At 26.0% G+C, this 14,474-nt stretch carries 12 protein-coding genes; 3 read left to right on the top strand and 9 right to left on the bottom strand.

Annotated features, from left to right (window positions below; translation table 11 throughout):
• Positions 1-111 precede the first annotated feature (111 nt).
• From O212_RS0102065 to O212_RS0102055, 3 genes are all read right to left on the bottom strand, one after another.
• On the bottom strand, positions 112-1,773 hold the full coding sequence (locus O212_RS0102065) for a B12-binding domain-containing radical SAM protein (protein WP_024613510.1): 1,662 nt from the start codon (positions 1,771-1,773) through the stop codon (positions 112-114).
• Positions 1,774-1,793: 20 nt separating this feature from the next.
• Positions 1,794-2,288, bottom strand: a complete 495-nt coding sequence (locus tag O212_RS15845) for a hypothetical protein (protein ID WP_051372976.1) — start codon at positions 2,286-2,288, stop codon at positions 1,794-1,796.
• 155 nt (positions 2,289-2,443) lie between these two features.
• Positions 2,444-3,727 (bottom strand): hypothetical protein, encoded by a 1,284-nt coding sequence (locus tag O212_RS0102055; RefSeq protein ID WP_024613509.1) that lies wholly within the window; start codon positions 3,725-3,727, stop codon positions 2,444-2,446.
• 150 nt (positions 3,728-3,877) lie between these two features.
• On the opposite strand from O212_RS0102055, the gene spoVB reads away from it, so the two are divergent.
• Entirely contained in the window at positions 3,878-5,371 is a 1,494-nt protein-coding gene (gene spoVB, locus O212_RS0102050; protein ID WP_024613508.1) for a stage V sporulation protein B, read from the top strand.
• A gap of 32 nt (positions 5,372-5,403) precedes the next feature.
• Here the strand turns inward: spoVB and O212_RS0102045 are convergent, their stop codons facing one another.
• From O212_RS0102045 to O212_RS0102030, 4 genes are all read right to left on the bottom strand, one after another.
• Positions 5,404-7,026 (bottom strand): polysaccharide biosynthesis protein, encoded by a 1,623-nt coding sequence (locus O212_RS0102045; protein ID WP_024613507.1) that lies wholly within the window; start codon positions 7,024-7,026, stop codon positions 5,404-5,406.
• A gap of 14 nt (positions 7,027-7,040) precedes the next feature.
• Positions 7,041-8,012, bottom strand: a complete 972-nt coding sequence (locus tag O212_RS0102040; protein ID WP_024613506.1) for an RluA family pseudouridine synthase — start codon at positions 8,010-8,012, stop codon at positions 7,041-7,043.
• Positions 8,013-8,079: 67 nt separating this feature from the next.
• Positions 8,080-9,264, bottom strand: coding sequence for an amidohydrolase (locus O212_RS0102035; protein WP_024613505.1), 1,185 nt, complete (start codon positions 9,262-9,264; stop codon positions 8,080-8,082).
• A gap of 130 nt (positions 9,265-9,394) precedes the next feature.
• Positions 9,395-11,410 (bottom strand): ATP-dependent helicase, encoded by a 2,016-nt coding sequence (locus O212_RS0102030; RefSeq protein ID WP_024613504.1) that lies wholly within the window; start codon positions 11,408-11,410, stop codon positions 9,395-9,397.
• A gap of 110 nt (positions 11,411-11,520) precedes the next feature.
• On the opposite strand from O212_RS0102030, the gene O212_RS0102025 reads away from it, so the two are divergent.
• Positions 11,521-12,996: a nicotinate phosphoribosyltransferase gene (locus tag O212_RS0102025; protein WP_024613503.1), complete on the top strand. Its 1,476-nt coding sequence runs from the start codon at positions 11,521-11,523 to the stop codon at positions 12,994-12,996.
• A gap of 76 nt (positions 12,997-13,072) precedes the next feature.
• On the opposite strand, the gene O212_RS16805 is transcribed toward O212_RS0102025, so the two are convergent.
• The gene (locus O212_RS16805; protein WP_173391472.1) at positions 13,073-13,219 is read right to left on the bottom strand and encodes a hypothetical protein; all 147 of its coding nucleotides are present in this window, start codon (positions 13,217-13,219) and stop codon (positions 13,073-13,075) included.
• Positions 13,220-13,350: 131 nt separating this feature from the next.
• Complete coding sequence (locus O212_RS0102015) at positions 13,351-13,680, bottom strand: hypothetical protein (protein ID WP_024613502.1); 330 nt, start codon at positions 13,678-13,680, stop codon at positions 13,351-13,353.
• 367 nt (positions 13,681-14,047) lie between these two features.
• Here O212_RS0102015 and O212_RS0102010 point away from each other — a divergent pair, with 367 nt between their 5' ends.
• Positions 14,048-14,455, top strand: coding sequence for a Fur family transcriptional regulator (locus O212_RS0102010; RefSeq protein WP_024613501.1), 408 nt, complete (start codon positions 14,048-14,050; stop codon positions 14,453-14,455).
• Positions 14,456-14,474: the final 19 nt, after the last annotated feature.

Genomic DNA, 14,474 nt, shown 5'->3' with positions numbered 1-14,474 from the left:
TTCAATAAATTTATTGATATTTGTCCATATAAATATTAATTCCATGTTAATTTTTTAAACTGTAGTTTAATATGTATACATTTTCTACACTTTATATTAACTATATATTAATTATTTATTCAATATAACAAAATTTTTGTCATTATCTAACAATGCATAATTTTCAAGCTCTAATATTTTATCCTCTTCAATAAATTTAATTATATCTATATAGAATTTTTCTACACTATAATCTCTAAATGAATACTCTTCTCTTAATTCATCTTTTATTTTTTTCTCTTCTTCCTTTGTTATATTGCTTTTAATATAATCTGGTATACCTCTTCTTTTATTATGTAGCAAATAATCATATCTTATTATTTCTCTTAAGATAAAATTATCTTCCTTTAATACTTCTTCATTAAAATCTAAGAAAAATTTATAATATTCGTTATTTCCTATACTTCTATTAAAATATCCTTTTTCATCATAAAACTTAGAAAGTTCATGAAATAATACAAAAGGCTCTTTAAATTTAGGATAAAAATAATTCAATATATTATTAAATTTCTGACTATTATAATATTTATCAACCATATGTTCAACTTTTTTCAAATCCATAAGTTCAGAATAACTTATTTTATTTGTACTTAATATTTCATAAGGTGGATATGGTGAATATTTCATATCATACTTATCACTTTCTTCTCTCATTGAAGAACCTTTAAGTAATTTTAAAAATCCTAATTGAATTTCTTCTGGTTTTATTGAATGAACATCATTAAATGATCTTCTAAATGAAGCATAATCTTCTCCAGGAAGTCCAGCAATAAGATCAAGGTGTTGTTTTATATTTCTTATTGAAAGAAGTTCTACAACTTTTTCCTTAATGTCTGTAAAGTTAACAAACCTATTTATATTAGATAATACTTCATCATTTGTTGTTTGTACTCCAACTTCAAATTGGAATCTACCTTCTGGAGCTTCTCTTAATAATTCAATTTCCTCATCTTTTAATATATCTGCAGATATTTCAAAGTGAAATTGTGTTTCTGTATTGCTATCTATTAAAAACTTCCATATCGCCATTGAAAATTTATGATTACAGTTAAATGTTCTATCTACAAACTTAACTAATTTAACTTTCTTTTCTATAAAGTAATTTAACTCTTCTATAACTCTATCAATTTTATGAAACCTTACTCCATGTATAGTTGATGATAAACAATATTTACAATTAAATGGACATCCTCTTGATGCCTCATAATAAACAATCTTATTATTTAAATCTTCATCCTCTTCATATGGAAATACTAATTCATCCATAGACATAAGTGGTCTACTACCATTAAATTTAACTTCCCCGTCCCTTTTGTAAAATAAACCTCTTATAGATTCAATATCTCTCATATTTAGTTTATATTCAACAAATTCTCTAAAAGTTTTTTCTCCTTCACCTTCTATTATGTAATCTCCTGAAAATTCTTCTAAGATTACCATACTATCATATGATACTTCTGGACCTCCATATAATATTTCTATATTAGAATCAACTTGTTTTATAAGTTCTGAAAGTCTATTTACCATCTCAACATTCCATATGTAAGTTGAAAAACATACTACATTCGGCTTCTCTTTTATAATTTCTTCTAATACCCTCTCTTCCCTATCATTTATAGAGAATTCTCTTATTTTACATTCAGCATCCATATCTTTAGTAAATGCTTTTAAGTATCTAACAGCTAGATTACTATGAATGAATTTTGAATTTATAGCTGTAAGTAATATCTTCATGAAATTCTTCCTCTCTAAGATTAAATTTTTACGCCTTTAATAAAATATACATCTTCCCAAACTTTAGTTTCTTCTATAACAAAAGTTTTTTCAAGTATACTTTTGGTTTCTTCATAATTTGATGAAGAAAAAATATTATTATTTTTTATATTATATTCATCAATTTTTCCATTAGGTAATAAAACTCTAAGCTTACTATCTACCAATTCACCTACATTTTTATTTATATCCCATATATATATTTCTCCATTATCTTTTAAACATTCTGATACTTCATCAATTAATGCTTCTTTTTTATTTAAAGTCCATAAAGAATTTAAATTAAAGAAAAAAGTGCATGCATCATATTTTTTATCTTTTATAGATTCTATATCATCATAAGCTTTATCTAAGGCCATTTCTTCTTTAGCTTCTTCAGAAAAACTACATACTATACCAGAATTTTCACAAGCAACATCTAAAATATCCCCTTCAATTTTTATATTCTCAAGATTTAAAATTATAGTTTTTTTCATAAAAACAACCCCTCTACCCATAACTTACCTATATATTATCATTTATTTATATGTATATCAAAGATAAAATACATATATAGATATTATTTCATTATATCTTTACAATATAATGTTTTTGTCTTTTAAATAAAAATAGTTAGCGAAAAAATTGCTAACTATTTTTTATTTAAAATATTATATCTTTTTAATTTAATTACTATTACTCCTAAGATTATTAATATTATTATTGATACTAATATAATAATAACATTTGGAATATTTACACCTATGAATCCACTGTCCTTTATAGCTTTATAAATATATCCATTTTCACTATCTAATAAGAATAGTGCATTATTACAAATTGTTAAATCAAGAACTTTACTTTCTTTATCTAACTTAATCATCTTTTTTAAAACATTATTTTTAGTTAAACAATATATAGTATTCTCTTTTTCATCATATAATATTATCTCATCCTTATTAATTATAACCCCATCTTTATCCACAACTAATTGCTTTAATGAATTTATATCATTATGTTCATAATATGGAGTCTGCCCTCTCTTTTCTGGTGGATTTTTTATTAATTCACTTATTTTATCCGAATCCGTAAACCTAGGAGAAGATATTGGATTTCCACCACTAAAATCCGGCCACCCATACCACAACCCTTTTTTAATATTATATACATAATCAGAATCTCTAATTACAGCTCTTTCTCCTTTATTTTCAATTCCGCCCACTATTCCATAAACTTCGCCTTTACTATTTATATCATAAGATTCTATATTTCTAATTCCAGATGCAAATAATGTAGTTTCTAAAGATTGTATATTAAATTCTATTATAGATGCATTACCTATCTCCTCTCCAACTATCACTTCATTTTCCTTTGTAAATTCTCCATAATTTTTAAATGCTCCAGTTTTTATCTTTCCATAATTTATATTGTTTAACTGCAAGTTTATAGGGGATATATCTTTAATGCCATCTTTTTCTGCTATACCAGAATTAGTTGCAGCACCAATTGATATTAATAAACTATTTTCCTTTATCAATAAATTTCTATCTATATTTTCACCTTTATATAAAAGATTATCTTTAAGTATCTTTTTATTTCCTTCTTTATCTATAGAAATCAAATTCTCATTTGATAATATATATATTGTTCCATCTTTATAAATTAAATCATCAATATTTAAACTATAATCTTTAAGTACCATTTTTATTTTATTTTGACTATCTACTTTTACTATTTCACTATTATAAGCTATGTATAATTCATCCTTTTCCCCTTCGCTAATAGCCACGGCACCTTCACAACCTTTAATAAATAACTCTGTTTTTATATCTTCCATCAAAACATCAACCGTATGATTATTAGAATAAGTATACATACTGATTGCTATAGTTACTATCACTATTGAAGTTATAAAAAACTTTAAAAATCTTGCCATAACTAATCCCCCTTTCCCCTTATTAAATTTATATTTTATAACATTCCTATAATATTCCTATTATTTAAATCCTTTAAATAAAATATTTAATATGTTAGGTGCATATATTTAATATTATTCACTTTAGCTTATATAAAAGGGGGTTTAATTTTGGAAAAGGATAATTTTTTTAAAAATTCTTTTTTACTTACAACATCAAATATAACGACCGGCCTTTTAGGTTTTGCTTTCTCAATATATTTATCAAAAATATTAGGTGCAGAAGGTATCGGTCTTTATAATATAATAATGCCAGTGTATAACTTATTTATATGTCTTATGACTGCTGGTGTGGTTGCTGCACTATCTAAAGTTTCAGCAGTTTATTATGAAAAATCTCAAACTAATAATTTAACAAAAACAATAAATACAGTTGCTCTATTTAATATCGTTTGGTCTTTATTAATAGGTATTGTAGTATTTTTATTATCCCCATATATAGGGAAATATGGAATAAATGATGCTAGAACAATAAATGCCATAAGAGTAACTTGTCCAGCAATGGTTTTCATTTCTCTAAGTAATATTTTAAAAGGATATTTTTTAGGAGTATCTAAAATTGTCGTTCCGGCAATTGTTGATATTTTTGAAAAAGCTATGAGAATTATTACAATAACTTTATTAGTATATTCCTTTGCATCAAACAATTTATCAACTTTAGTAACATTAGCTTATGTATCTTTAGCAATTGGAGAATTACAAAGTTTAATTTTATTGTTTATATATTATAGAAGATGTGTATCTAAACTACCAAAACCTAGATTTAAACCTGATGGAAGAGCGCAACTTCTTTTTAATGTTTTAGTTATTTCTATACCTTTATGCCTGAATGGATTTTTAAATAATATTTTTGCTACAATGTCAACTTTATTAGTTCCACGAAGGCTTATGGTTGCTGGTTTTTCTTATTCTGAAGCACTAGCTTTAATAGGAAAATATACAGGTATGGCTGTAACCTTAATAGGAATACCACTTATTGTTGTTGGTTCAATTAATACTCTACTAATTCCTGACTTATCTCAAACATTAAGTCGTGGAAATACTTATGAAGCTTCATTAAGAATAAAAAAAGTTATGAAAATAGCATTCTTATTAGGATTATCAACTACAGTTATATGTTCTCTAGTTCCTTATGAACTCGGAAACTTATTTTATGGAAGAAATGACCTTGGATCTTATATATTTATAGCCGCTTTATCTGCCCCAATTTTTTTCACTTCATCAACTATGTTTGGAATTTTAAATGGATTAAATAAACAAGGAATAATAGTTAGAAACTCTTTAATAATAGCAGTTCTTGAACTTATTTGTTTATTCATATTTACTTCAATACCTCAAATTAATGTTTATGGATATAGCTTAAATCTTTTTATAATATCAGTTGTTTCTCTAATTTTAAACTTACATGAAGTAAAAAAGGACGTTGATATAAATTTATCATTAACAAATATAATAATATTTGTACTATTATCAATATTAACTTTTTTAGTTTTAAACATATTTATAAAAAACGTACTAAGTCCATTAAGTTCACTAGAAACATTAATGATCGTCGCCGTTACATTTATTATTTTTATATACTATTCTAAATTTGGGGAATATTAAAGTGTAGGTAATTAATTACCTACACTTTTTATTTACCTTATTTTCTTTCTTATAAATCTTGGAAGAATTTTATATACTCTAGGAGATACTGCTTCTATATCTAGCTTTCTTATTCCACCTAGTACTATCATTACATAAACATATACAAATCCCCCAATTGCAACTAATATCATTGTATATATTAAAGTATATATAAATACAACAATCTTTGCAGTTCCAATAAAGCTACCTAATATTTCTATAGGTTGCTTTAATAAAAATATGACTATAACCATACAAACTGATGCTATTACTGGCTTAACACAATTTCTAACCATAGGAATTCTAGCTCTTATTGCTTTTCTTATTATTCTATGATTTATTATAACCGGAAGTAAATAACATAAGAAATTACCAATTAATACTCCCATTATATTTATTTCTCTTATTCCAACAAATATATAGTTTGCTAAAATTTTAAATATAATACCAATCGAGAATGATATTATCATTGGATAGAATCTACTAATACCTTGAAGTATAACTCCTTCTACTTGCGCAATTGCCATAAGTATAAGTATTATAGATCCAAGGCTCATAAGATATGCACCTTGAGAACTTCCATATAGTATTGTATATATATCATCACTTAAAATTGCAAGTCCGAATGCTGCTGGTATTGTTATTGCAAATGTTATTCTAAAGGCAAAATTTGTACTTCTTTTTATTTGTTTTCTATCTTTTAATGCATAAGCCTTAGATACAGCTGGCAATATAATAGTTGTAAGTGCTGTTACTATTATAAGAGGCACTCCAAGCAACGTCTTATATTGATAATATAATCCATACAACGTATCAGACTGGTTTATTGTAAATCCCGCACTTAAAAGCCTTAAATTAACATTTGCCATATCAACTAGACCACCAAAGTTCTGTATACCTGCACTTAAAGTTATTGGCAGACCATATCTTATTAATTTTCTTACAATAGTCTTTGTTGTAACCCTTTTTTCATGTAAATTTTCTGTAAGAATTTCCTCTTCAAATTTTTTCTTATCATAAACATATATAAGATAAAATATTGCAATCAAAGCTCCAACAGAAGTACCTATTGTTCCTCCTGCTGCTCCCATAGGTTCGCTTATATGTATAAAAAGGAATGCAAATAATAAACTTACTACTACATTTAATATTTGTTCTAACACCTGTGATATTGCAATTCCTGTCATTTCATCTTTTCCTTGGAAATATCCTCTATAAGCAGATAAAATAGCAGTTAACACTATACTTGGTGCTAAAAACATAATTGCAAATTTTGCATTGCTAATTTTTATTAAATTAGTAAGTGGTCCTGCTATAACTATTACTAAAATAGACAGAACTAATCCTACTATACCATAAATCTTCCTAGATACTTTAAGTGCCTTTATAGCATCTTTCTCATTTCCTAAAGCTCTTATTTCAGCTACTATCTTTGCTACAGCTGGCTGACATCCCATGCTTGTAAGCGCATAAACAAACATAAACACTTCATAACTTCTAGAATATATACCAACCCCATCTGTGCCTATAATTCTAGTTAAAAGTGGTACATAAAACGCTGATAAAACTTTAGCTATTATTCCAGCAAGAGATAGTATCATAAATCCTTTAGTAGATGATGACTTTTCCCTCATTTTAAATCCCCTATCTATAATCTAATTTTAAATACATCATGTTTAATTTTCTTAAATATAGGTGGAAGAGCTTCTACTATGATTTTATTTTTTAAATAAGCAAGTTTTCCGTCTACATTTTTAAAGTTTAACTTATATGCATATAAGAACTGATAATTTAATCCATATTTATTTAAGAAATGTGAATTTAACTTCTTATCTCCATATTTAGTATCTCCTATTATAGGATTACCAATATGTGAAAGATGCGCTCTTATTTGATGACTTCTTCCTGTTATTAAATCAATTTCTAAAAGTGAAAATAATCCATCACTTTGAATTGTCTTAACTTGCATTGATATTTCTTTTGAATCTCTAACTTTATTATCATAAACTTTTGATATGTTACTTTCTTCATTTTTTAATATGTACCCTTTATAAAGGCCATCTTTTATTCTGCCTTTAACTAAAGCCATATAATATTTTTTAACTTTACCTTCTCTAATTATTTCATTAAGTTCTCTTAATCCCTCAAAATTCTTACCAAATAATACAATACCTGAAGTATTTCTATCAAGTCTATTACATGGTGCTGGTGTAAATGTTACTTCCTTTTCTGGAAGGTAATCACCCTTTTCATTTAAATATGATAAAACGTAATCTGTAAGTGTAGGAATTTTTTTATTAGTATCAGGATGAACTAATACTCCTGGCCACTTTTCAACTACAACCATATTTTCATCTTCATAAGCTATTTTTAATGATCTTGGATCAACCTTTATAAAGTTTTCTTCTCTTTCAATCATCTTTTTGCTTTGTATATATCTAACTTCAACTACATCATTTATTTCTAATGTATACTTTTCCTTTTGTTTCTTACCGTTTACTCTTATGTCACCTTTTCTAAGGGCTTTAAATATTGCACTTAACGGAACATCCTTAAGTAATTTCCTTAAGAATTTATCCAGTCTCTGGCCCGCTTCATTAGCACCTATTTCTATTCTCACTATATAATCACTCCTATTTAAAGTTCTTTAGTAAATCTTTTTCTCATTTTTATAGATTAATCTTTATTTATTCCATTGTCAAATAATTAAAGGCTGATTGACACTGAATAGCAACCCCTAATGGTATTGCATCTTCGTCTATATCAAACAAACTACTATGAGCTGATTTATTTGTTCCTTTTTCTACATTTGCTGTTCCTAAGAAATAAAAGGCTGAATCTCTTTCCATAGCAAAGTATGCAAAACTTTCAACACCCATACTTGGAGCCTTTTGTTCTAATACATTTTCAGCTCCTAATACGCTTATTGCAGCATTTTTCACTAAATCTACACACTCATCATTATTTATAAGGCATGGATAGCTCTCTTCTATTGCAACTTCTGCCTTTCCTCTTCCAGTCATAGCTATTCCTTCTGATATTTCACAAACTCTTTTACATGCAAAAGCTCTATCTTCTGGAGTCATAGTTCTTATAATACCTGATATTTCTACTGACTCTGGAATTATATTTTGAGCTGTTCCTCCATGAAAAGTTCCAACTGTAACAACAGCCGGATTAACTGCTGAAATTTCCCTACTAACTATTGTTTGAAGTGTTGATACAACATTTGCACCAATAACTATTGGATCTATAGTTGCACTTGGTGATGCTCCATGTCCACCACTTCCTGTTATTTTTATTTTATATGGATTTGATGCAGCATTTACTACACCTTTTTTTATTTTTATTTTTCCATATTCAACATCTTCAGCTACATGAAGTCCTATAACTTTTGAAACTTTAGGATTTTCAAGTACTCCTTCTTCAATCATAACACTAGCTCCACCAGTAGTTTCTTCTGCTGGCTCAAATAATAATTTTATATTTCCACTAAATAAATGTTTATTATCATTTAAAATCTTTGCTGCACCTAAAAGAATCGTTGTATGTGCATCATGTCCACAGGCATGCATTCTTCCTGGAATTTTTGAACTATATTCACAAGTTTTTTTATCTTGTATTGGAAGTGCATCCATATCAGCTCTTAATGCTATTGTTTTTATAGGTCCTTCTTTTGTTCCTTTTATAATCCCACAAACACCAGTTGTTGCAACACTTCTATATTCAATACCTTCACTTTCTAAAAAGCTTTTTATTAAATTAGAAGTCCTAACTTCTTCAAATCCGACTTCTGGATGCATATGTATATCTCTTCTTATGTTTATTAATTGCTCTTTTATTTTATTTGCTTCCTCTTTAAAATTAATAATATTATTACTATTAATCATATCCAAAATATTAATCATCTTATTCCCTCCTAATCTTAAAGGTAAATATAAATTCTGACTTCTAGAGTTAATTATATCATCTTTTTTAGTTATATTTTATAATTTATAAACATCATCCTATTATAGTAATTAAATTTCTCTCTAATAATACTTTTATAGAAAAAGTTCTAGATGCACCATCTTGAAATAATATTTTCACTTTATCTCCATCTATACTATCTATAACACCATGCTCTTTTCTTCCATTGTGAAATATATTTACGCCTTTTTTAAACTCTCTTGGAACTTCATCATCATTTTTAAATTCAGTTTCACCTATAAATCTTGAAACTTCCTTAAATTTTCCTCCCTTTGTCTTTGGAGCATATATATAAAGATTATCTATAGCCCTTGTTATTCCTACATAAAAAAGTCTTCTTTCTTCTTCTATATTTTCTTCTCCCGCTGATATATGAGGTATTGTATCTTCATTACAATTTACAAGAAATACATTTTTAAACTCCATACCTTTAACTCTATGTATAGTACTTAATATTACTCTATCTTCATCAGTTCTTTCTTTTGATTTTTCTATTTCTTCTTTAACATTATCTATATGAGTAAAAAATTCAAATATTGTATTAAAACCATTAGCTGAAATTTTAAATTCCTCTATTATTTCTTCTAGGTCATCTATGTTTTGATTAAATTTATCACAATACTCTTTTAAATAATCTAAATATCCTAAATCACTTATTATAAATTGAATTGCACTATTTAATGATAACTTTGATAAATAATTTATGTCTTTTTTTAAATCATCTAATTTTTTAGCTTGAAATGGTGGTGTATCCTTCTTCCCTATTAAAATATCAAATGGATTTTTATATTCTCTAAAATTTCTAACATAATCTAAACTACTTTTACTAACATATCTAAATGGTTTATTTATTATTTTTAAAAATAACTCTCTATTATTTGGATCTATTGATAAATTTAAATAATTCAAAATATCCTTGCATATAAAATGTTCAAAAAAATTATATTCTTTATCTAATAACGTAAAAGGAATTTTCTTTCTAGTAAATATATCAATAAAGGTCATTGATTCCATATTCGTCCTATATAATATAATGTTATCTTTATAATTATAGCCTTTATTTTTTACTAAAGATTTTATCTCATCAACTATACCTTCACCTTGTATTTGTTCATCATAAGGTTTATTTATTTTTATAATACCGTCAGTATCTTTATTTGCTATAATATCTTTTTTATTTCTTTGAATATTTTTTTCTATAACACATTTAGCTCCATCTATTATATTTTTAGAACTTCTATAATTTTTAGATAAATAATATTTTTTTGCATCTTTAAAAATTTTATCATATATGACCATATATTCTGGTTTTGAACCTCTAAAGGAATATATACATTGATCTTCATCTCCAACTGCAAATAAATAATTATTTATATCTTCATTCATCATTTTTAAAAATTGTATTTGAAGATCATCACAATCTTGAAATTCATCTACTAATATATATTTAAATAAATTTTTATATCCATCTTTAAGTCTATTATCATTTTCAAGAATTTCTATAACTTTGATAGCTAAATCATCAAAATCCCATAAATTATTTTTTTCTTTATATTCACTATAAGCATTAAAACAATCTTCAAATATTTCTTTTGTTAATGATGGTTTAAAATCACTTAAACTTACTCTAGATGTTTTAAATAATGATATATTATTTATTACTTCTTTTATTTTATCTTCATTTATATCATCAAAATATTTCTTTAATATACCTTCTATTATTTTATTTACCTTATAACCTTCTATTATATTTATATTATAACCTTCCCTAATTAGCATTTTATAAAAAAGACCATGAAAAGTTCCAAAAAAAGGTGAACTAATTCTACTAAATCTATTCTTATATCTCTCTTTCATATTTAATGCAGCAGCTTTAGTAAATGTTATAACTATTATATTTTTATTATGTATATTAAGCTCTTTAACTAAATAATTTATTCTGTTTATAATAACCGTTGTCTTTCCAGAACCTGGAGCTGCAACAACTAAAATATTTCTCTCTTTAGCACATATGGCTTTATTTTGAAATGAATCTAAATTCAAAAAAATTCCCTCCTCTATTATTGATTATTGCCACTTCTTATAGGGAATAACTATATTGTAATAATTCTATTTAAGTTGTACAATAGTTTTAAGTATTTTTTTAGAGGAGTTGACTTATGAATAGTATAACAACTTTTGATGTTAGAGATGACAGAAACCTAACTATGTTAGTTGATTTTTATGAATTAACTATGGGAAATGGATACTTTGAAAAAGGCATTCAAGATAGAATAGCTTACTTTGATATGTACTTTAGAAGAGTTCCAGATGGTGGTGGATATTGTATAATGGCTGGGGTTAAGCAATTAGTAGAATATCTTAACACATTAAAATTTACAGAAGATGATATAGCTTATCTAAAATCTAAAAATATTTTTTCAGATAGCTTTTTAGAATATCTTAAAAATTTCAAATTTACTTGTGATGTTTGGGCTGTTCCTGAAGGTAATCCAGTATTTCCAAATCAACCACTTGTTACTGTAAAAGGACCTGTTGTTCAAGCACAATTTATAGAAACTATGATTTTATTAACAGTTAATCACCAAACTCTTATTGCTACTAAAGCAAATAGAATTTGTAGAGCTGCAAATGGCAGAACTGTAATGGAATTTGGTTCAAGACGTGCTCAAGGTTACGATGGAGCCATATATGGTGCAAGAGCTGCTATGATTGGTGGTTGTAATGCAACTGCATGTACTATAGCTGATCAACGTTTTGATATACCAGCAGTTGGAACTATGGCTCATAGCTGGATTCAATTATTTGATACTGAATATGAAGCATTTAAAACTTGGGCAGAAGTTTATCCAGATAATTGTCTTTTACTTGTTGATACATATAATGTTTTAAAATCTGGAATACCAAATGCCATAAAGGTATTTGATGAAGTTTTAAAACCTCTTGGAAAAAGACCTACTGGTATAAGAATAGATTCTGGTGATATAACTTACTTGACAAAAAAATGTAGAGAACTTTTAGATAACGCAGGTTATAAAGATTGTAAAATTGTAGTTTCAAATTCTCTAGATGAACACATTATTAGAGATGTATTAAGTCAAGGTGCTTGTATAGATTCTTTTGGTGTTGGTGAAAGACTTATAACTGCTAAATCCGAACCAGTATTTGGAGGTGTTTATAAGTTAGTAGCTGTTGAGAAATCTGGAAAAATAATTCCTAAAATAAAAATAAGTGAAAATAATGAAAAAATAACCAATCCAGGATTCAAAAAAACAGTTAGAATATTTGATAAAACTACACATACAGCAATAGCAGATTTAATAATGTTACATGATGAAGTTATAAATGAGAATGAACCTTTAACTATTTTCCATCCTATACATACATGGAAAAAGAAAAAATTAACTAATTATTATGTTAAAGATTTAATGGTTAAAGTTTTTGATAAAGGAAATTTAGTTTATAATTCACCATCTGTTATGGAAATAAGAGATTATGCAAAAAAAGAAACAGAAAAACTTTGGCCTGAAGTTTTAAGATTTGAAAATCCTCATACTTATTATGTTGATTTATCAGATAAATTGTGGTCTTTAAAGCAAACTCTACTTCATTCCACAACAAACTTTTATTCATAAAAACAAAAATAACATTGATATTTAAATATCAATGTTATTTTTGTTTTTTATTATTCTCTATAAATCACATCGTTTTCTATAGCTCAATAAATTTTAAATCACTACTATCTAAATATTCTTTAAAAACACATTCTTCATGCCTTTCTAAATCTTGAACCATAGGACATTCCTTATCGCAACTTATTTGTTCATCATCTGTCGACCAAAAAGGACACATTCTCATATTTTCTCACCCCATAAAGAAACCATTTATACTTCTTCATTATATATTAACTCATATCAAAAATAAACACTTTTTACAAATTTTATAATTAATTGTAAAATTAAAAGCCCTCACTAAGTGAGAGCTTTTTACTATCTTAAACAACCAGTATTTTTACCAACTGATATATCTATTATTTCGTTTTGGAATGCTTTTAATAAAGCTTTTTCTAAAACTTTTTCTTTATTAAAGTTTTCTATATCTTTACATATTGCAAAAACCTTATTAGTTTCTCCGTTTATATTTCTATATGTAAGTGTAACATTAGGTTTATCATACTCTACTTTTAATATTTTTATTCCCCATGAAATTTGAGCAAAATCATTTTCAACTTTTAATCTAGTTAATTCTTTAAGCTTTGCTTTTTCTTCTGTAGGATCATTTATTATTAATAATTCGTCACCAACTTTATATTTAGCCATATCAATTCCTCCTAGAACTATTCTCTAATATATCTTATCACTTTAAATTTTTTGTTTCAACTATACTTGCCCCTTATATTTTAAATTAACTCTTTATTAAAAGTTAGTTTAAAATATAAAAAAATATAGAACAGTTTTTAATGCTGTTCTATGTAAAATGAAATGAACACGGAATTTGTTAATCAATTAACAACTTTGTTTATATTTTAACATTGTTTTTCTCAAATAGCAAGTAATTTTTTTTAATATTATGACTGTTATCTAATATACATTATTAGTAAATTATGATAATTTTATAATATTTATTGACTATACTCATTAAAAAATATATAATTAAATTATTATTACAAGTTAAGGAGTGTAACCTATGGAAAATATAACGGCTATTTTTAAAGAAAAAAAGCTTAAATTAACACCTCAAAGACTTGCTGTTTATAAATATTTAATGAGTACAAAAGAACATCCATCTGCTGAAGTTATATATAAAGCTATACAAAAAGACTTTCCTACTATGAGTTTAGCGACTGTTTATAAAGCTTTAAAAACTTTAGTTGAAGTTGGATTAGTTCAAGAGTTAAATGTTGGTGAAGGTAACTTTAGATACGATGGAAATATACATTCTCATCCTCATATCCAATGTATTAATTGTGGAAGAGTTGATGATTTAATGAATATATCACTAGACCACCTAAATTCTGAAGTTGAAAATAATTCTAGTTATAAAGTTTTATCTAACCAGACTTATTTTTATGGTCTTTGTAAGGATTGTCAATAACATTAATAAAAAGCAAATC

The organism is Clostridium sp. Ade.TY, assembly GCF_000498355.1.
Taxonomy (GTDB): domain Bacteria; phylum Bacillota; class Clostridia; order Clostridiales; family Clostridiaceae; genus Clostridium.
The sequence above is the reverse complement of the archived record's forward strand: the minus strand, read 5'-3'. Positions and strand labels throughout refer to the sequence as shown.

Bases quoted from the DNA above. Each gene is read 5' to 3' on its own strand.
- O212_RS0102055 (WP_024613509.1), bottom strand. From the start codon at position 3,727: ATGGCAAGATTTTTAAAGTTTTTTATAACTTCAATAGTGATAGTAACT.
- O212_RS0102045 (WP_024613507.1), bottom strand. From the start codon at position 7,026: ATGAGGGAAAAGTCATCATCTACTAAAGGATTTATGATACTATCTCTT.
- O212_RS0102010 (WP_024613501.1), top strand. From the start codon at position 14,048: ATGGAAAATATAACGGCTATTTTTAAAGAAAAAAAGCTTAAATTAACA.
- O212_RS0102015 (WP_024613502.1), bottom strand. From the start codon at position 13,680: ATGGCTAAATATAAAGTTGGTGACGAATTATTAATAATAAATGATCCT.
- O212_RS15845 (WP_051372976.1), bottom strand. From the start codon at position 2,288: ATGAAAAAAACTATAATTTTAAATCTTGAGAATATAAAAATTGAAGGG.
- O212_RS16805 (WP_173391472.1), bottom strand. From the start codon at position 13,219: ATGAGAATGTGTCCTTTTTGGTCGACAGATGATGAACAAATAAGTTGC.
- O212_RS0102025 (WP_024613503.1), top strand. From the start codon at position 11,521: ATGAATAGTATAACAACTTTTGATGTTAGAGATGACAGAAACCTAACT.
- O212_RS0102065 (WP_024613510.1), bottom strand. From the start codon at position 1,773: ATGAAGATATTACTTACAGCTATAAATTCAAAATTCATTCATAGTAAT.